Annotated in this window: 13 protein-coding genes; 4 read left to right on the forward strand and 9 right to left on the reverse strand. The window is 51.0% G+C overall.

From position 1 onward, the window contains the following. Positions 1 to 119: 119 nt before the first annotated feature. On the reverse strand, positions 120 to 3,920 hold the full coding sequence (locus B1728_RS14720) for an Ig-like domain-containing protein (protein WP_144027868.1): 3,801 nt from the start codon (positions 3,918 to 3,920) through the stop codon (positions 120 to 122). A gap of 287 nt (positions 3,921 to 4,207) precedes the next feature. Further along, positions 4,208 to 5,224, reverse strand: coding sequence for a LacI family DNA-binding transcriptional regulator (locus B1728_RS14725; protein WP_079910977.1), 1,017 nt, complete (start codon positions 5,222 to 5,224; stop codon positions 4,208 to 4,210). Positions 5,225 to 5,500: 276 nt separating this feature from the next. On the opposite strand from B1728_RS14725, the gene B1728_RS14730 reads away from it, so the two are divergent. Continuing rightward, the gene (locus B1728_RS14730; protein WP_079910978.1) at positions 5,501 to 6,808 is read left to right on the forward strand and encodes an ABC transporter substrate-binding protein; all 1,308 of its coding nucleotides are present in this window, start codon (positions 5,501 to 5,503) and stop codon (positions 6,806 to 6,808) included. A gap of 97 nt (positions 6,809 to 6,905) precedes the next feature. On the opposite strand, the gene rpoN is transcribed toward B1728_RS14730, so the two are convergent. From rpoN to B1728_RS14745, 3 genes are all read right to left on the reverse strand, one after another. Beyond that, positions 6,906 to 8,213: an RNA polymerase factor sigma-54 gene (gene rpoN, locus B1728_RS14735; RefSeq protein WP_079910979.1), complete on the reverse strand. Its 1,308-nt coding sequence runs from the start codon at positions 8,211 to 8,213 to the stop codon at positions 6,906 to 6,908. Between the two features lie 162 nt (positions 8,214 to 8,375). Beyond that, a complete protein-coding gene (locus B1728_RS14740; RefSeq protein WP_079910980.1) occupies positions 8,376 to 9,782 on the reverse strand; it encodes a M20 family metallopeptidase in 1,407 nt (468 codons plus the stop codon). A gap of 72 nt (positions 9,783 to 9,854) precedes the next feature. Then, positions 9,855 to 11,126: an MFS transporter gene (locus B1728_RS14745; protein WP_079910981.1), complete on the reverse strand. Its 1,272-nt coding sequence runs from the start codon at positions 11,124 to 11,126 to the stop codon at positions 9,855 to 9,857. Between the two features lie 324 nt (positions 11,127 to 11,450). Between B1728_RS14745 and B1728_RS14750 the strand changes: the two genes are divergently transcribed. After that, complete coding sequence (locus B1728_RS14750) at positions 11,451 to 12,767, forward strand: transcriptional regulator (protein ID WP_079910982.1); 1,317 nt, start codon at positions 11,451 to 11,453, stop codon at positions 12,765 to 12,767. A 165-nt stretch (positions 12,768 to 12,932) separates the two neighbouring features. Here B1728_RS14750 and B1728_RS37225 read toward each other — a convergent pair whose 3' ends face one another. Further along, entirely contained in the window at positions 12,933 to 13,961 is a 1,029-nt protein-coding gene (locus tag B1728_RS37225) for a globin-coupled sensor protein (RefSeq protein WP_306293525.1), read from the reverse strand. A 221-nt stretch (positions 13,962 to 14,182) separates the two neighbouring features. On the opposite strand from B1728_RS37225, the gene B1728_RS14760 reads away from it, so the two are divergent. After that, on the forward strand, positions 14,183 to 14,749 hold the full coding sequence (locus B1728_RS14760; RefSeq protein WP_079910983.1) for a methylated-DNA--[protein]-cysteine S-methyltransferase: 567 nt from the start codon (positions 14,183 to 14,185) through the stop codon (positions 14,747 to 14,749). Positions 14,750 to 14,971: 222 nt separating this feature from the next. Here B1728_RS14760 and B1728_RS14765 read toward each other — a convergent pair whose 3' ends face one another. The 3 genes from B1728_RS14765 to B1728_RS14775 form a co-directional block, all read right to left on the reverse strand. After that, positions 14,972 to 15,985 carry a LacI family DNA-binding transcriptional regulator gene (locus B1728_RS14765; protein WP_079910984.1) on the reverse strand — a complete coding sequence of 338 codons (1,014 nt, stop codon included), beginning with the start codon at positions 15,983 to 15,985 and terminating at the stop codon, positions 14,972 to 14,974. Positions 15,986 to 16,085: 100 nt separating this feature from the next. After that, positions 16,086 to 17,114 carry a sugar phosphate isomerase/epimerase family protein gene (locus tag B1728_RS14770; protein WP_079911066.1) on the reverse strand — a complete coding sequence of 343 codons (1,029 nt, stop codon included), beginning with the start codon at positions 17,112 to 17,114 and terminating at the stop codon, positions 16,086 to 16,088. 209 nt (positions 17,115 to 17,323) lie between these two features. Then, the gene (locus tag B1728_RS14775) at positions 17,324 to 17,938 is read right to left on the reverse strand and encodes a LysE/ArgO family amino acid transporter (RefSeq protein ID WP_079910985.1); all 615 of its coding nucleotides are present in this window, start codon (positions 17,936 to 17,938) and stop codon (positions 17,324 to 17,326) included. Positions 17,939 to 18,004: 66 nt separating this feature from the next. On the opposite strand from B1728_RS14775, the gene B1728_RS14780 reads away from it, so the two are divergent. Next, positions 18,005 to 19,543, forward strand: a complete 1,539-nt coding sequence (locus B1728_RS14780; RefSeq protein WP_306293526.1) for an aminotransferase-like domain-containing protein — start codon at positions 18,005 to 18,007, stop codon at positions 19,541 to 19,543. The last annotated feature ends 9 nt before the right edge of the window (positions 19,544 to 19,552 follow it).

The following is a 19,552-nucleotide window of genomic DNA, read 5'->3' on the forward strand; positions in this document are numbered from 1 at the left end:
GATACCCCCTTTATTAGCTTCCGAAAGGTTATGCATTTCCCAATGGAAACCATCTTCGTAAGCAAGGAGATAACCAGCCTATCGACTCTCTAACAACCATCAAGACCTAATTTACCTAGTCAATGCCCTCCGGCGGTTACCGTAATTTTGGCTTTGACTTGTTTTCCGTCATGCTCGACAATGATATCGGCTTTACCCGACTTTATTGCCTTTACCCCTCCATTCGCATCCACCTGTACGACAGCCGGGTTCGACGAACGATACGTCACGGCATCCGTCACCTTCTTTTTGCTGTGATCCGTATAATAAGCATAAACGACGGTAGCGTGCGTTTGACCGACTTTCAAGGAATAAGCCTGGTCATCGAGCTCGAGGCGGGTCACCTTCACCGGCTTCCCGTCATCCTTGCCGAGCACGGTCACTTTAGCTTTCTCCTGCTCGCCCCCGTAAGTTACGACGATATCCGCTTTTCCCGCCTTGATCGCCTTAACCAGGCCGTTCTTATCCACTTGGGCTATATCAGGATTAGAGGAGCGGTAAGCAACCCCGTCGGTTACCTGCCGCTGGCTCCGGTCCGAGTATACCGCCTGCACGACGGTCTGGTGCGTGTCTCCAGCCTTTAGGCTGTACCGCTCCGAATCCAGGTCAATCCCAATCAGCTGCACAGGCTTGCCATATACGATCACCTTGGCATCGGCGCTTTGCCCTGCATATTGAGCGGTTACCGTCGCTACCCCCGGGCTGACTGCCGATACAACACCGCTGGAACTTACCTGCGCTACAGAAGGCTTGGATGATTGGAACGCGATTCCTTCTGTCAGCGGTTTGGTGCTTCCGTCCTCATAAGTCCCTTGCAGCTCCAGAGATTCGGATTCACCTGAGCGAATGAACATATACTTGGGCTTTAAGGCAACGGACTGAAGCTGCGGCTGCTCGCGGGTCACATTGACCGTGTACATTCTGGAAGTATTAAGACTCGGAGAATATACGGCAATCTGAACCGTATTGGCGCCATAGCCCAGCTGGATATCGGGGCTCGGCTGGCCGCTCGCGACATCGGTTCCATTTACCCTAATCTGCGCTCCCGTATCGACGCCTTCCGAAGTGACCGTAAGCTTGTAGACGTTGTAGGTCACACTGGCATCGTAATGAGCCTGGTCGGGGGCAAACGACGGGCTTAGAACCCCATCGCTCAGGCTCAGACCGGCCAGTTTCGGCTGTCCGTAGCTGCTTGTTTGAATATTGCGGACGGCTTCGCTGCCGCTGCGGTCCTCCAGCTGCTGCAAATACAAGCTGCGCGGATAGACATTGGTACCGAGACTTTCCCAGTATCCGCCTTCCCGAGGTCGAAGGTCGTCCTTATTCGGCAGGTAAGGCTTATTTACTTTGCCGGTAAAACCGATGGCGTAGTTTTGCGCGGTAGGCGGATTTTGGAGCGCAAGTCCCCCTTTGGTATTCCATGCGACCCAATTCGCTCCTGCCCATCCGTGTCCGCTTCCGAGCCAGCCGCGGTCTTGAATAGCGATATTCGCATCGATGTTATCGAACAAGCCCCCTACCGACCAGCGATGGTGCGGCTCGCTCGTTGCGAATTGCGTTGTTGCAACGCCGTCCAGGAACACGTTAGGACCGGGTACGCGGCTGCCTACGATATAGGAGTGGCGTGCGGTATCGACGTTAACCCTTTGAGTGAGCCCCAGTTGGCCTTCATACAGCAGCGGATAACGGCGCCCTCCATCCAATGTGCTTGCCATTTCCAGAACCGTGCTGTCCTGGGTCGTCGTCCACTTGGTATCTCGCCCGGTGTAGACCATGGCATATCCCAGATGCAGCGCCGTGATGTCGCGAACCCATGCATTTTTGACGCTCTTGAACGCAATGAACGTTTCCGGATGGTTATCATCCGCATAATAATTGACGCCTCCATTCGACTTGATGACGGACGGATCGAAGTTGACATCGACACGCATATTTTCGACGCCGACCTGCTGTATCCGGGCCGAATCGTTATAGGCCAATAGCTCCCCGCCTCCCCACCTAAGCTCGATGGAATTGGCGAGCGGCGCATCTACCGTTATGACATTGCCGTCCACTTGGGTAATGACTCTGTCGAAGTTAAGATCAAAGGGACCCCATTGCTGCGTACTTCCGGTAGTCCCGGGCCGGTCTGTTATTTGATCCATCAAGAGCTCATGAATCCACCGGTCATTTCCTTTCCTGCGCACCATCACCGTGTCTCCGGCCTTGAACAGACCGGGATCAGCGACCCGGAAGCTTCGTGCTCCTACCGGAACATATAAATCGGTGATGCCCGTCTTTATCGTCGAGCTGACGACTGGACCACTTGTGCCGCCAATTTCCAGGATATCGCGCTGTTCCGTGCCCGTAGCATAGAGGATCGTTCCATCCGTACCCTGGCCCTCGCCGCGCAGAACTACGCCTCCCGCACGGATATACAGCTTGCTGCCTACCCGATATGTACCCTTGGAGAGAAGCACCGCTCCGCGGAAGCCTTCCGGTGAAGGAGCCAACAGGGATACTTCGTCAATGGCCGCTTGAATCCGTGCCGTATCATCCCCTTCCGCTTGCGGGGTTAGAGTCACTCTTACAGGCACGTCAGGCAGCTGGACTCCGCCGCCCATATAACCCGCATTGGAGTAATCGAGCAGCTTGTTCCCTTTGTAATCCGGCACGTAGACTAATTTGCCGTCTTTCCCGATAAAGGCCAGCTGACTTTGGCCCGCCGGTATGGTGCTCGCATCCGCCGAGAAGAAATAGAACGTATCATACACTGTCGTCTTGCCCGTTGGAGTTACCGACAGCCGCAGCTGATGCTCTCCGGTAGAAGCGACCGCTCCCGGAACCGGAAGCTCCAACGCCTCGCCTGGAACGAGCCGGGTTTCCGGCAGCTGATACAGCTTATTTTGTGAGCTGTCTATCAGCTCACCATTCAGGATGCCCTCTACGAATGGCGTAACCTGAATGGACGGGTACGGATCGCCGGGCTTCACGAGCGCAGGCTGCCCTGTCTGAATCGTCATGCTCGGGTGGGTTATCTGCAGATCGGCGATGAGCTGGACCGGGTCCGCAACATCAATCCAGATAGTGGTGGTCAACGTGATAGGTCCTTGTACAATGGTTCCCGTTACCTTGCTTACCCCGGACTTCAATGCCGTTACCTTGCCGGACGAATCCAACACAGCAACATCCGGTTTGGAAGCCTGCAGGGAAGCAAGGATGTCCGGTTCGGACAAATCCGCCTCTTCTCCAGTAACGAGAACCCCGTGAAGCTGTAATGAAGTCGTTTCATTGACATTAAGCTTCAAAGTCGTATCTTCCGCATACTCCCGGCCTGCCGCATCGGAAATATAGATTCTGTTCAATGCGGGCTGTGAGCCGGTGCCGCCTTCCCCATACACTTCAAATTCGGCAAGCTTAAACAATGAATTCTGTGTCAAATTGACCGATACTTTGACATATCGGGCGGATACCGGGGCAAAAATCGCCGTTTCTTTGGCTTGAATCGCCCCTGTTGACCTGTCCCGGGCATAAGCCTGCGTCCAGCTGCTGTTGTTATTGGAGTACAAGATGGAGTAACCGCTTACAATTCCTTGCGTCCCTGTAAAATCCAACACCGTTCTCTGAACCGTTTGCGGTACGGTCAGATCCACCGTCATCCATACATTAAGATCGTCCCCGCGGTCGCTGGATAGCGGCTGCCAATAGGTGCTTGCATTCCCGTCAACGGCAGCGGTTGCCCTGCCCGCAGACGTATCCGAGCTTTTGCTTGGCACAGGCTTATTTAATGCGTAATTCACTTCACTAGCCGCCGCTCGCGAAACAAGCCCGTGGGTTGGAAGAAGGAGCGTAAAGACTAGCACGATAATAAGACCGATAAGAAACGGCTTACGGACAGACACGAAATCATCACCTTTCCTGAATAGACTAATGGGGTTCTCCTCGACTAATGGAAGGAAGGAGCTCTCCTTCTTTCCTGATCGCCGATAAAAGCGAGTGCTGCTGCGCTTCTTGTTGTCATGTTCAGGCCTTAATGTAAGCGGTACCAAAACAGTAAAAATAGATTCTTATCAACGCCCCTCCTTTCCATTTCTACTATACCATAAATTTCCTCGCAATGAATCATTTCCGGAAAGTTTCTGCCCCCTTTCTGCAAAACAAAAAACCGCGCTAGCGCGGTTTCATTGGTTTAGATCGCAGGAGCCGGTGCCGTCGATTTACGGACTGTCAGCGCCCCAGGCAAAATAATTTCCTGATATTCCAACGAAGCATCGTTCATCTGCTGACACAATATCTCTATAGCGATGCTCCCGATCAGCCTTGCGGATTGATTAATGGAGGTGAAGAAGCTCCGGTATTCCTCAGGCAAAACCGCGTATTGGTCGTCAAATCCGACGATACTGATATCCTCGGGAACGCGCAGCCCATACTCCTGAACGGCTCTAAGCACATTCATCAGCATAGACGGCTGGGCTACAAACAAGGCGGTCGGACGATTCTCCTGCACCAGCAGGCTCCTTGTTGCCTCGTAGGAAGTAACGCCGTTGCCGACAATTTTATAATACTCCTTGGACTCCTTCAGCCCGGCATTCATCAGCCCTGTTCGGTATCCTTTCACCCTGTCCGCATGAGTGGATCGGGCCGGATTCAAAGTGATGCAGGCAATCCGCTGATGGCCGAGCTCCACCAGATGGTCGATAAGCTTGATCGCAGCGGCAAAATTATCCCCACGAACGACATGCGCCGGAAAATCCTTTAACCTCTGATCCACCAGCACCACAGGTACCTTATTCTGTATCAGATCATCCAGATGCTTGCCGTCGAGCTCTGCATTGACGCTTAACAGGATAAGGCCGTCCACATCCCGCTGAAGCATTTTGGCAACAACCTTCGCCTCCCTCTCCATGCTGACCGTATTGCCTATGACTATAAAATAGTCCTTCTCCAGCGCCTTCTCTTCCGCTCCTGCCAAGATTCCCATGCTGAACCGGTTCCCGGTCATATCGCCTAGCGGCATCAGCATCCCGATCATCATGGAGCTGTCCTTGGAACGCTTCAAATCACTGGCTTGCAGGTTCATCTCCCTCAGCGCTTTGTGCACTTTCTCCCGTGTCGCCGGCGCTACGGACTCGTAATTGTTAATGACCTTCGAAACCGTAACCTTGGACACCCCTGCTTTGGTTGCAATGTCTTGTAAGTTAGCCATGCTTGTAAAATCCCCTTAGGAAACGATCTGCGACGTTTCTGATATTTACCCCATCGTAGCGAATGGGGGTTTTGTTGTCAACAACAGGAAATTTTGCAAAAAATGATTTACAAAAGGCTGCCAAGTGGTATAATCTGGATTGGAAAGTTTCCGGAAACATAAAATAAATCATATCTAAGTCTTGAAAGAATACACGGTAAACGAAGGGCCTTTTTCTGAAAACGCTGTCATTTGTTCATTCATTCCATCCCCATCATACGAAAGTGAGGTTAAGTTATGCGCAAAGCCCGCATTGCTCCACTTGTTTCTTTGGCTGCCATCATAGCACTAACCGCTTGCACCACCACCGAGACTTCTCCCAAGTCGCCGGGAGATACGAAGAAAGAGCCTATAGAGCTTGTTTTTGCCACTCATCTGGGAATGAGTCAGGAAACGTTCAACAAGGAAATCGGCGATCCAATACGTCAGAAGTTTCCGTATATCACCCCCAAATATATTGAGAGAGGGAACGGAACCAACCTGAACGATCTGGTCTCCGCCGGTACAGCTCCCGATATTACGTGGTTTGTACACTCCTCCTTCGTCAACACGATCCAGCAGCTTGGGCTCGACTATGATTTGACCGATCTTATCAAAAAATACAACTACGATATGAACCGCTACTATCCGCAGGCCTTGGAAACGTTGAAGTACTACACCGGCGGAAAAGGCATTTATGGCATCCCCAAAGAAATCAGCCAATCCGTCTTGTACTACAATAAGGACATTTTCGATAAATTCGGGGTCCCCTATCCGAAGGATGGAATGACCTGGGACGAAGCTTATGAATTAGCCCGCACGATGACCAGAACGGTGGACGGAACGGCCTACCGCGGAATGAGCACCTTCTATAGCACGATCCTTCGAGAAAATCAGCTGTCCATTTCCCCATTGAGCCCGACCGAGGATAAGGCTAACGTGAATAATGATCAATGGAAGCAGCTGCTGCTCACTCTGGACAAAATTTATAAAATTCCCGGCAACAACAGGCCGACGAACACCCGATCCATTACACCGGAGGTTGAGCAATTCGAAAAGCAATTGAATGTCGCAATGCTCATTAGCGGCTATGGACGGCAGGTGAACTTCCCTCCGAACTTGAATTGGAATGTCGTCTCGATGCCCACCTTCAAAGACAAGCCGAAGGTCGGCCAGCAGAGCAGCCCTACCTTCTGGGGGATCACGCCGACCAGCAAGCATAAAGAAGACGCGTTCGAAGTGATTATGTATTTGATGAACGATGAGCGAATGATGGACAATTCCAAGAAAGGCTTGCTCACCCCTGTCAACAAGCCGGAAATCCGCAAAGCATTCGGTACGGATGCACCGGAGCTCAAGGGAAAAAATCTGGAGGCGGCTTACTATAACACGTACGCCCCCATAGAACCGGCCAGAGCTTCCGGTCTGAATAATGCCATTCGTCAGGATGCCATTAACATTGTGAATGATGCCTTCACGGACATGCTCCTGAACAATATCGACGTCAATACCGCTTTGCGGCAGGCGGACGAGAAAATCAATCAGAAATTTGTCGAGAAGAAGTAAAGGGAAGCCTTGGCTTTAACCTATGTAAAAGCGGCTGCCGACAGCAGGATTTCCTGACGGTCGCGGCCGCTTCTAAGATTCCTGATGAGCTTCCACGCTATAATCGCTTCCGCAGATGGGAAGCCGGTATCCCTAAGGACTCTCTGTACTTGGTCACTGTACGCCGGGATACACGTACCCCCTCCTGCTCCATTAGCTCCGCAATGCGGAGATCGGATAGCGGCTTCCGCTTGTCCTCGCTTTGAATCACCTGCTTGATCCTCTGCTTCGCAGCCTCCGATGAAACAGCCTCACCGTCTGTCCCTCCCACCGACGAGGTGAAAAAGGACTTCATCTCGTACATCCCCCGCGGAGTTTGAACATATTTGTTCGCTGCTGCGCGGCTTACCGTCGATTCATGGACTCCCAGAGCATAAGCGATGTCTTTAAGCGTCATAGGCTTAAGACTGGCAGGTCCATAATCAAAGAACGGCCTCTGCTTCTGAACGATGGCCTGCATAACGCGATAGAGCGTAACGTTTCTTTGCTCTATGAATCCGATAAACCTTCTGGCTTCGTGCAGCTGTTTTTGCATATCATTGTCCGCCTCCCGGTCCTTACGTCTGATAGCACGGCAGCCGGGATGTATCGACAGCTTCGGATAGAGCGATTCATTAACTTCAACGATATATTCATTATGTTCCCTTCTGACGATGACATCGGGATAAATCACTTCCCGCTGTATAGGGGTGAAAGCTGCCCCTGGTCTTGGATTCAACGCCCGGATCGCGGCTGCTGCCTGCTGAATCTGATCGGGTTCGGCCTTTAGAAGCTGTGCCAGCTTATCGAATTGTTTTTCAGCCAGATGGGTCAAGTAACCGTTTACAATTTGATACGCCAGCGAATCCTTATGACCTTGCCGCTCCAGCTGGAGCATCAGGCATTCCTGCAGGCTTCTCGCCGCAATTCCGGGTGGATCCAAGGATTGAACCAGCTCCAAGGCGTGTTCGATCTGACCTGAATCCATATGAAGGATCTGCGCGATATGTTCTGTTCTCATATCCAAGTAGCCTTTGGAATCGAGATTGCCGATAATAAATTTGGCTGCATGGAGAGTTGGTCGTGGTATATGAGGAAGAAAAGCAAGCTGCTCCAGCAGGAAGCTCTCCAAGGTTTGCTGTGAAGAATCAGGAATCCGGTCCATCGGATCGTAAGCAGAAGTACGGAATCTGGAGCCTGATGGTCCTGTTGACGGAAGCCAGCCGGTATCGGCTGGTACTAAAAAAGGATTAGAGAGGATCTCACGGCTCATGTGCTCCGCCAATTCTCCTGATGAGCATTGCAGCATATGGAGGGATTGCTTCATATCCGGCGTGATTAGCAATCTCATCGTCTGCTCCTGAGTTTGGTTCAGTCCCGCTTGCATCTCTGCACCTCCTGCTTATTACATGCCCTGTTGGTACCATCATATCATATCGTACGATCGGCGTAGAGTCGGAATCGGGATAAAAAGAAACACCATGCGTCAGCCTCTTCCTTCGCATGGTGTTCGTTACCTGGACAATCTATAACAGTATAAGTGCTTAATTTATTTGATAGCCGACGGCTTCACATCAGCCGGAATCGGGCATACATAAGGCTCATCTTCAAGGTGCCGGTTCAGCTCCGCCTTGGCCGCCTCAAGCAGCTCCGGATTCTGCATCACTTCGAGCGCGGTAGCTGCCATCACTTTCCCGGCATGAAGCATCCCTTTATGCCCTATGGAGGTGCCTCCCTGAGCCACCAGCTGCCAAGTGTGGAACGGTGTTCCGATCGCCATACAAGTGGTCACGCATTGTGCCGTCGGCACAATCCAGCTGACATCGCCGACGTCGGTGGAGCCGGTACCAAAGGATAAACCCGTCTTGGTGTAAGGCAACAGAAAATCCGACAGCTCCTTATTGTCCAGCCCCTTAATCCGCTTGAACATCTTGGTATCTTCCTCTGTCAATGTGGTTCGGATCGCCCTAGCAAGCTCCTTCTCGGTTTCATCGAACACAGGTACGCCGAGCTCCGAGAATTGCTTATGCATGGCTTCCTCCAGCACCGAGTTGCCGATCAGGTTCGAGCAGGCTTTGTCAAAGACGATTTCGACCTCTGTCCCGGTCATCAAGGCCGCTCCGCGGGCAATATTGCAAACCCGCTGGTAGATTTCCTCCACTTGAGGTGTCTTAGGCGCACGAATGAGATACAGCACTTCCGCCTGAGACTGAACCACATTAGGCGACGTCCCGCCCGTATTCGTAATCGCATAGTGAATTCGGGCTTCCTGAATAATATGCTCTCTTAAGTAATTGACCCCGACGTTCATCAGCTCAACGGCATCCAGGGCGCTTCGGCCCAGATGCGGGCTTGCTGCGGCATGGGAGCTGCGGCCTTTGAACTTGTAATAGACCTGATAATTCGCAAGCGATTGGCCCGGCATGATGCCGTTAAGAGGAGCCGGGTGCCAGCAGAGCGCAAAGTCGGCGTCATCGAAGACGCCTTCTCTTGCCATGAACGTTTTGCCAGAACCGCCCTCTTCCCCCGGACAGCCATAATAGCGCACGGTGCCTGGAAGCTGATTCTCCTCCATATACTGCTTCAGGCTTACAGCGGCAGCCAGCGAGCCTGTTCCCAGCAAATTATGTCCGCATCCGTGACCGTTGCCGCCTTCCTGAATAGGATCATGTGAAGCGACACCTCTGTTCTGGCTCAAGCCGGATAAGGCGTCAAACTCGCCCAAAATCGCAACCACCGGCTTCCCGCTTCCGAAGCTGCCTATAAAGGCCGTTTCAATGCCAGCGGCTCCCCGTTCTACGGTGAAGCCCTCCTTCTCCAATGCCTGGCACAAGAGCTCCGCGGATTGCCTTTCTTCGAAGCGCGTCTCCGCAAACTCCCATATTTTATCGCTGATTTGAATGAAAAAGTCACGTTTCTTTTCAATTATTTCAGCTAGTCTTTCATTTCCTCTCATTCTTATCCCTCCTGCCGTTTGTCTAGGCTGTTTCTTTCTGCTTCCTTGGATCTGACCTTTACAGGCCGAGAATTATCCTACGAGCTCCGGCGCTCCTTCTTCTTTGGCGATCGCGTCCTTGCGGTCATTCGAATCCGTAGGCAGGCCCGATGTCTTCAGCGTCAGCCCTACGATTAGAGGAACGACCATGGCGACAATCATCACCCAGAACGCCGCTGTGAAGGAGCCGTGATTGACCTGGATCATGTACCCCATGAGAGAAGGCGCAATAATACCGGCAACCTGACCGCCAAAATATACGATACCGGTAGCGGAGCCTACGATTTCTTTGGATAAATACTTCAACGGCATCGTTAAGGTCGGGGTAATGACGCACAGAGTACCGAATGCGGCCAAGCTTTGATAGAACACGACGAATGCGACCGACGGCGCTTGGAACATCAAGTAAATGCATAGACAGGAGATCACAGCGCCCAGCATAATCACATACTTTTCACGGCCGGCCAAAAACTTCTTATCCAGCAGCCATCCGAGCAGCAATACACCTACAAATGCCACAATGGCAGGGATCGACGACAGAGCGCCCATGGAAACCATGCTGAGATTGCGAACCTTCACAAGGTAAGTAGGCATCCATGAATTCATTCCCCAAGTGACGATACTGGAGCCGAAATACATCAGCATCAATTGCCAGATCAAAGGCTTAGCCAACAGCTTGTTGAAAGGCACCTTCACTTTAGCCGTCGATGCGGACAATGGTTTTTCCTGAACCGGCGGCTTCAAGAAGAAGAACAAGATCACGCATGTCAGGAGTCCTACAACCCCGAGCACCAGAAACATATTCTCCCAGCCCAGCTTCGTGATCAGAAAAGCGGATACAAGCGAGCCGAGCATACCGCCGATCGTCGTTGCGGAGGTCAATACCGATTTGGCTCTCGCCCGCTGTTTATACGGGAAAGACTCTGCTACCGCAACCGTACTCGCCGAGGGATAGCTCCCTTCCCCTATACCGAATAAAAACCGGATGACGAGCAGCGCCGTGAACGACCAGGCCCAGCCTGTCATAATAGTGAACAGCGACCACAACAGTGCTGAGGCAAGAATGACCTTCCTCGACCCGAACTTATCGGACAACCATCCTCCGATAGGCTGAATCATCGCATAGCTTAGAAAAAAGCTGCTGAGGATCAGGCCGACCTGGGCTTCATTCAGCCCAAACTGCTTGGAAATAGGAATCGCAGCCACATTAATGGCTATTTTGTCAAAATAATTGATGATCCACGTAAAGCATAAAAGTCCGAGAATTACATACTTATGGTTGCCGACAGCCGAATGGTTTTCCATAGCGCGCCTCCTTGATAGCGTTTTCTTTGAAGTGTGAAGCAGTTACGCAAATCATCCTCCCTCAAGCCTTTCATGGCCGATTTTTTATTTTTGGTCATATTTTGGACATTTCTTAAAATAAATAATAAACTACATTTTTCAATAATGCAATAAGGATGTAACCTTTTATTACACAACATTTTGGATAGAGTGCAGCGTTTTCCATATGGGAGGTTTTTCGCTATAATGAGGAGTAAAGTAATATAACGGTGTCGAACATTCGATAAAGCTGCGAATCTGCCGCAACGATCATACTATTTCATAAAGTAAGGGGGGCTCGCCCATTTGATTCGATTAGCGGTCATCATTGCACACCAGTTTTTGCCGCGAATGCAAGCAGTGCAACAATCGTTACAAGAACGATGTGAATTGACGATATTGACTTATTCGCAATTGAGTGACACCTGCGAGCATTACAAACGGCATTACGCTCATGTGGACGGCATTATTATCACCGAATTGGGATATCTTTACTTGGAAGAACGATTTCATGGCTCCTTTGCCGTGCCGACCTATATATACAGAATTAGCGAGGAAGATTTCTATAAATGTCTGTTTCAGCTTAGCGTGGAGCGCAAGGATATTGATTTCTCCCGCGTCTGTATTGATTTTATAATGAGTCATAACGATTACATGGGGCTGAAGCCGATATTGGACCACGATCATTTTCCGCAAACGTTTCCTTATACCGTTATCACGGATCAAATCTATCAGGAGCTGTCGGACTATCATATCGGGCTCTGGAAGGATAACAAAATCGATTTCTCGATTACCCGCGTCGGCAATATTGTGCCCAAGCTCGAGCAGCACGGCGTGCCGCATATTTATTTGGTTCCGTCCCACAAATCGATCGTTCAGCAGTTCGAGCATATTATTACGGAGATCGAGATGATCAAGCTTGCGGATAATCAGATTGCCATCGGCTGCTTGTCCATTCATAAGCTGAATGAGCTGCCTTCCGCGACGAACGATCTGGAGCTCAAAACCATGCTCCTGCACAAAAGCTTGCTTGAGTTTACGATGGTGGAGAAAATCCCCTTGATCATTCAAAAAACGAATGTCAGCTTCGAGATGATCAGCTCGGCCAAGGATTTGAAGGTCATCACCGACAGCTATACCCGCTGCAAGCTGACGGCGTTCTTGAGCCAGCATGTTCCCTTCGAGGTAAATTTGGGCTGGGGCACAGGCGATACGATGTACAAGGCCCGCATGAACGCACAGCTTGCCAACCAGCAGTCGGCGTCGAGCCCGGTGCGCGGCACATTCGTCATTCAAATGAACGGGCAGGTCATCGGTCCGTTGGGTGAAGAGACGAATCTGACCTACTTGAACGAGGTGAGTCCGCAAATTCAGCGGCTAAGCGAGATGCTCGATATTTCGACGCTGCAGATTCAAAAGATTATGGGGGTTATTACGAAGACGGAGAGCAATGAGCTGACGTCGGAGGAAATCGCTTATCATCTGGGCATCACTATTCGCAGCGCCAACCGGATACTGAATCAGCTGGAGGAGAAGGGCATCGCACATATTGCATACAAGAAGCAGGAGAAGCTGCGCGGCCGCCCGAAAAAAATATACAAAATCTCTTTTCCTGCAGGCTGATGGAAAGATCCCCTAGCGGGTCAAGCACGATACCACAGACCTAACGCAAAAAGACCGAACGGCGACATCACCGAACGGTCTTTTTCAACATCATAGGGCTGTAAATCTCAGGGCCCCCTTTAAAGGAACTAAATCAGCTTCTTTGTGGGGTTATGTTGTGTATCATTAATTCACTTCACTGGCGCCTTCCAGCCGTTCCAGCTCCACGGTCACCTTCTCGATCAGCTTAACGAAGGAAGCAAGCTCCTTCGAATTGTCGACCTGATGCTTGGAATAGACGGAGGTTTGACCGGAGTCCTGCTGGACGCGAGCCAGCGTTTTATGGATATTTTGCAATTTATCTTCTATCGTTCCCAGCGATTCTTTAGTGCTGTAAGCTAGCTTGCGCACTTCATTGGCTACTACCTCAAAGCCTCTGCCCTGCTCTCCTGCCCTCGCTGCTTCGATGGCGGCGTTCAATCCTAACAGATGCGTCTGATCCGCAACTTCTCTGATAATCGTTCCGACTTGGTGGACGGATTCCACCTCTTTGGCCAAATAGGACAGATTCTGATGCGTCTGATCCTGGAACTCTGCGGTTTTGCTTGCGGAGGCCGCAACCGAATCGCTGCTTTCACTCAGCTGTACCATCAAGCTTGCCAATTCCTGAACGGCAGCGCTTACTCCGGTCAGCAGCTGGTTTTGCTGCTCTACCAAGCGTTCGATCTTGGCCTTTTCATCCGTTTCGTATGCTTCCAGCACCAATTGGGAATCCAGATTAAACATCTTACTCAAGGCATGAATGACCTGCCTCCACTCGTTCGGGATCACCTTTTCCAATTTTGCTACCGCAATATCCAAATAGAGCACATAGGTGCCCAAGTACCAATTGGTGGTTAATCCGATCCGTGAATGTACTTTTCCGATGTACAGCCTGCCGGTGATAAATGCTTCATCCAGCACTCCGGAGGTCATGGATAAAAAGTATTGACGCTGGGTTTCTTTCAACCGCTCTAACGTGCTGTGTTGTTGGATGAGCCGAAGAATTTCGGGCTCCCTTGTGATTTGTTGATACAACTCGTCGACCAGGTCATCCACGATAGTGCTGAATTCGTTCTCCTTGCTTTTCAACAGCTTCAGGTCCTCTTCGGTAATACCGATATACTGGATTTGTTTTCTCCGTTCTGCTCCAAGATTGATCACGATGCTATTCAACTACTTTCTCTTTAGTATAAGGTTGGTTGATGATTCATTTAGGCAAGTCTATTTTTACTATATCGGCAACTTGGGAACTAGGCAATATAGGAACTTTGTACCAGAAAAAGGAATCGTTCTTCCAGCTGATAGACCGGCTTTCGATATCTTGCTTTTCCATTCAAAAAAACGTACAACGGCATGTCCTAGGGGTTATACTGTTCGTGGAGGTGAGGATTTTCATGAACTCAAACGAAAATGTCCTGTACTGGACTTTATTGGCATACGGCGATTGGAAGATACACATCGCGGCAACATCGAAAGGCTTGTGCTTTATCGGCTCACAAAATCAGCCGCTCACGGAAATGGAGACGTGGGCAAAAAACCGTGTTCCGGGAGCGGAGTGGGTTCGGAACGACTCGGGATTGGAGCTTTATCGAGAGGAGCTGATCCTTTATTTGCAAGGAAAGCTGACCCAGTTTTCGCTTCCCTTCGATTATGATGGAACCCCGTTTCAGCTCGCCGTGTGGGACGCTCTTCTCCGTATCCCCTATGGCCATACCCGTACTTACTCGGATATTGCAGATCAGATTCAAAAGCCCGCGGCTGTTCGCGCGGTCGGTGCAGCCATTGGCGCTAACCCTTTGTTGATCGCCATACCTTGTCACCGGGTCATAGGCAAGAATGGCGCCTTAACCGGTTATCGCGGAGGCATCGCCATGAAGGAAAGGCTGCTTCAGCATGAGCGGAACGGAAGGAGCTTGGAGCCCAGCTTAGCCGATGCACACACCATGCAGCAGACTTTATGAACAGAGCCCGAGCTAGCTTCAAGTTTCTTGCAGACAAGCTGCTGTGTTATGTGAGCATAGCGGAATCCAGGTGGTACGCTAAAGAGGGATTACTTCGGGGGATGCTGGGCTGTTAGCACAACAACATGGGGGACTGGGTGCCTTTGTTTGGAACGGAACAAGGGGAGCCCTCTCTTGACGATCGTCATCCCCCTGCTCCAGCTCAATAAATAGAATAATACATCAGCGGGCTCCGCAGGTGTTCCTAATTTCCAGAGACGGTTCGATTACGATACGTTCCGGCTTCCTCGAAGATAGCTTATCCTGTTCGGCAAGCAGCTCGAACATGAGATCCATAGCAGATGTCGTTAGCTGCTCGACTTTGAAGGCAACGCTAGTGAGCGGTATTTCGGCATATCGGGCCGCCTCCAGGTTGTCAAACCCGACAATCGCCATGTCTTCGGGCACGAGCATTCCGCGCTCGCGGCACCAGCGAAGCGCTCCGAGCGCCAAATAATCGCTTGAGGCCAGCAGTGCCGTCACTTTATGGGCAGGCAATAGAGCAGCCGCCGACAAATACCCCTGCTCGTAGGTATAGCTGTCGACAGTAACCACCAGCTCAGGGTCAAATTCCAGTCCGTGATCCTTTAACGCCTGCTGGTATCCCATAAACTTCTCCATATTGCCTGATCCGCCATGAATGAAACCGATGCGGCGGTGACCTAATTGCGCCAGGTGGGACGCTGCAATATATGCGCCCTTAAACTGGTTCATATAGACGGAATCGCTTGCTGGTTCATAGCTTCCGCCGGACAACAGCACGATCGGAATATTCACATCCCGAACCGTCTTGATTTTGTCCTGGTTTTGTTTGTTGGTCGGAAACAGGAAGATGCCGTCCACTTGACGGGACACCAGAATGTCCAGCGCGTAGGACTCATAATTTTTGTCGCTGTCCGTCGTCATCAGCATCATATTGTAGCCTTTTTTAATCAATTTCCGCTCAATCGTCTGTGCGGTTTCGATTTGAACGGGATTCATAATATTCGGTACGATAAATCCGATGATGTTGGTCTTTTTCTCAACGAGAGATCGCGCTATGGTATTCGGGATATAGTTCAAGGCTTTGGCCACCTGATGCACCTTTTGCCTTGTTTCTTCATTGATCCGTTTGCTGTTTTTGAGTGCCAAAGATACGGTGTTGATGGATAATCCAAGCTCTCTGGCGATATCCTCCTGGCGCGCTCGCCTGGTCATTTTCTTTCACCTCTGAATGTTTCCGCTGCTTAGTTCAACATTATTTTCCGTAGGTTATATCATTCTGCATAGAGCCCCCCGTTTCCTTCCTGCGCAGGGATCATGAATATGATTTCGTTTTTTCCGAAGCTTCACGCAGCTGGGCAAGGAATTGCTTCACCTGCTCATACGGAGGCTCCGGCAGCCGCTGCGGATGGTTCTCGTCTCCGTTGACCCATAAGGTTTCGATTGGGATGTATCCCCGATAATTACTTCTGCGTATACGCCGAAACAGCTCCTCCAGGTCAATGAATGGGTCCGTATTCGATCCGGCCGGCTTGCGCTTCACCTGGAAGTTCACCGTATAAGGCAGTACGGCTTCGATGTCGTCATACCAATCGTAATTCAACCCGGTAGGCTGCATAAAGCTTCTGAAGAAGCCGGTATCATTGATTAAGCCTAGATTCGGATGATCCGCCCACTGAAGAATGCGAATGACTTGATCTGCCGTGCATACCATGTCCCCATGATTCTGCATCCCGACAACGACCCCTTTACCCGCCCCATACTCGGCACATTCCTTCAGGGCCGGAACGATTCTTTCCCTGGCTATCGCTTCCCAGCCGAATTGGTGTATATCCTTCGGGACCGCGCCGTTGAATACCCGCATAACAGGGGCCCCCATCTCTGCAGCCACATCGATCCAATATTTCGTCCTTTGAATATCGAGCAGCCGTCTTTCTTCATTCGGGTCGGCAAAATCATTCTTTACTCCTGTCCCGCTGATAGCGATTCCAAGCTCGGCACACAGCAGTTTGATCCGAGCTGCATAGCCGAAAATTTCTTCGTCCGGTCGGGTAGGCATCGTCGAATTGTCATAACCGGGAATGTAGTAAGCAGTAACATCGACTGCGTCAAAGCCCGCTTCTTTCGCAAACCGGATCACCTGCATCGTATCGATAGGAGGCGCTCCATCCGTAGTCCCGTTGATCCAGGAGTTCAGATTATGGCTGAAGCTGTAGAAATTAAGCCCAAGCTTATAGTCGCCTTGGTAATACACCCCCTTCGGAAGGTCCGCCAAATAACGGCTGGTCGGGATTTGCTCGTAAACCGGTGAAGACGCTTTTGGATTATGCTGAAGGCTGCTCATGTCCATGCTCCTCTCGGAAATAGTATTAACGTTAATATTAAAATGGTATAGGATAGCAATCCCCCTGTCAACGGTATGCGCAGTAAACTTTTTTTGCCCTACATTGAGGTTGGACAAGCCCTGCTGTAAAAGGAAGGACAGCCGATGGAACCGTTCGGCTGTCCTGTTGTTCCTTTGGCTGCTTGTCCATGTCTTTACGTCATCGGCGCTCATGGAATAAGTCGCAGCATCATATAGATGGCGGTCCCCCAGATCATCACCGCGGAAGCCTTATTCAATAGTCTCATCCTGCCGCCGGACTTGTCCGCTCTTCTCATCAAGCTTCCTGCTGTGCATAATCCGATGAACCACAGCCAGGACACCAAAAGCACGGCTAAAGTAAATATGGCTCTCTCTGCTCCTGCATACTGCAGCGAATTCATTCCGATTACGACAATCGTATCCATTATGGCATGCGGGTTCAATAACGATACGGAGGCTGCGAACAGCACCTGCTTCCGTACTCCATCATAGCTTATATCCGGTGCCTGGGTCCGGGTTTGGTCGCTTTTCCATGTCTGCCATCCCATATAGAGAAGGAATAGGATGCCTGCGCTTAGCATAATGATTTCAAGCCATTCGAATGCCAAAACGGCGGCCGAGACTCCCAGTACGGCGATAATAACGAGCAGATTGTCGCATATAGCGGCCGTTAGTACGGACGGCATAGCCCGAATCAGACGCGGTTGATTGGCTCCTTGATTGAAAATATACAAATTTTGTACCCCGAGCGGCAGAATCAATCCGCCCGCCAGGATCAACCCATGGATCATCGCTTCTAGCATGGTATTCCTCCAGTTCAACATGATGCAGCTGTGTTACCCGGTCTATTGTAGGACAAGAGGCGGCTCTTGGCTCCATCCATTTGGATGGATAAGAGACCAACCAAGTCGTATAATAAGCTAAAGCCCCAAGTGACCGGAGGAATCGTTGTGACCCTGCAAGTCGAATGGCAACCGGACCGCAAATCCGACCTGCCCCTGCATTATCAGATCCTTATGCATATCAAAAACAAAATCATACGCGGAGAATGGCCTGTCGGAACGAAAATTCCGTCGCAGAGACGGCTTGCCGCCGAATACGGCGTGAATCGGAGCACCATAGTCATGGCGCTTGACGAGCTGGCAGCAGACGGCTTCTTAAGGGGGAATCGCGGAGGCGGAACCGTCGTGGCGCATTCCCGTGAAGAGGAACCGGATTCCACACCCCCTCCGGATTGGCTCTCTTATGTAAGCTCGGGAATTCAATCCTCTAATATCCCGATCATCCAGGAAATCAATCAAGCCGAGTTCCGTAAAGACGTGATACGCCTCGGAACGGGAGAGCTGGCTCCCGACTTGCTGCCTTATAAGGAAATGAGAGCCGTACTGCAAGCATTAACCAAGGAATCAATGCCGCTCGGCTACGAGGAGCCTAAAGGAAATGCGGGACTTAGACAGCTGATCTCGCAGCATGTAGAAGAGTACGGCATTGATGCCTCCCCTTCTTCGATATTGATCGTTTCCGGCGCCCTGCAGGCGCTGCATCTCCTATCTATCAGTCTACTGCACAGGGGATCGACGGTCCTGCTTGAAAGGCCGTCGTATCTGTACTCCGTCCCTATTTTCCAATCAGCGGGAATGAAGCTGGCCGGCGTTCCGATGGATCGTGAGGGGATACGGGCAGACCTGATTCCGATGATCAAAAAACAGCATAACGGTGCCATGTTGTACACCATACCCACCTTTCATAACCCTACAGGGACTGTTATGTCCCGCGATCGGAGAGAAAAGCTTCTGCAGGCTTGCATTAAGGAGGGGCTTCCGCTGATCGAGGACGATGTATACCGGGAGCTATGGATGGATGCCCCGCCCCCTATGCCCTTGAAGGCCGCGGATGCCGGCGGTCATGTTTTGTATCTGGGCAGCTTTTCAAAATCTGTAAGCCCGGGACTCCGAATCGGCTGGATCATTGGACCTGAGCCCGTTATCGATCGGTTGGCAGACATTAAAATGCAAACGGATTACGGAGCAAGCTCTCTCTCCCAAGCTGCCGCCGCCCAGTGGCTGGCAAGCGGTTTGTACCAAGAGCATATCCATGCGTTAAGACAGCAGCTGCAATACCGCAGGAGCATTGCCGTCTCTGCGCTCGAGAAGCATTTCGGGGACTTGGCGCAGTGGGAAGTCCCCGCCGGAGGGTTTTACATTTGGCTTCACCTTACCCCACCGGTGCCTTTAAAATCCTTGTTTGCGGCAGCTTTGAAAGAAGGAATTTTACTTAATCCCGGCCATTTATATGAAGGGGACCCTAGCGGGCATCTGCGTATTTCTTACGCCTATGCATCCTTGCATGATTTGGAGACAGGCATCTATCGGTTGGCCGTGCTGGTCAAGCAAATGTTGAGAGCATAGAAATCAGGC

Origin of the sequence: Paenibacillus sp. 32352, from assembly GCF_002042965.1 — a bacterium.
GTDB classification, from domain to species: Bacteria; Bacillota; Bacilli; order Paenibacillales; family NBRC-103111; genus Paenibacillus_S; species Paenibacillus_S vulneris.

Coding starts and splice junctions, on each gene's coding strand:
- B1728_RS14730 (WP_079910978.1), top strand. CDS start 5,501: ATGCGCAAAGCCCGCATTGCTCCACTTGTTTCTTTGGCTGCCATCATA.
- rpoN (WP_079910979.1), bottom strand. CDS start 8,213: ATGCAAGCGGGACTGAACCAAACTCAGGAGCAGACGATGAGATTGCTA.
- B1728_RS14770 (WP_079911066.1), bottom strand. CDS start 17,114: ATGAGCAGCCTTCAGCATAATCCAAAAGCGTCTTCACCGGTTTACGAG.
- B1728_RS14745 (WP_079910981.1), bottom strand. CDS start 11,126: ATGGAAAACCATTCGGCTGTCGGCAACCATAAGTATGTAATTCTCGGA.
- B1728_RS14775 (WP_079910985.1), bottom strand. CDS start 17,938: ATGCTAGAAGCGATGATCCATGGGTTGATCCTGGCGGGCGGATTGATT.
- B1728_RS14725 (WP_079910977.1), bottom strand. CDS start 5,224: ATGGCTAACTTACAAGACATTGCAACCAAAGCAGGGGTGTCCAAGGTT.
- B1728_RS14760 (WP_079910983.1), top strand. CDS start 14,183: ATGAACTCAAACGAAAATGTCCTGTACTGGACTTTATTGGCATACGGC.
- B1728_RS14765 (WP_079910984.1), bottom strand. CDS start 15,985: ATGACCAGGCGAGCGCGCCAGGAGGATATCGCCAGAGAGCTTGGATTA.
- B1728_RS14740 (WP_079910980.1), bottom strand. CDS start 9,782: ATGAGAGGAAATGAAAGACTAGCTGAAATAATTGAAAAGAAACGTGAC.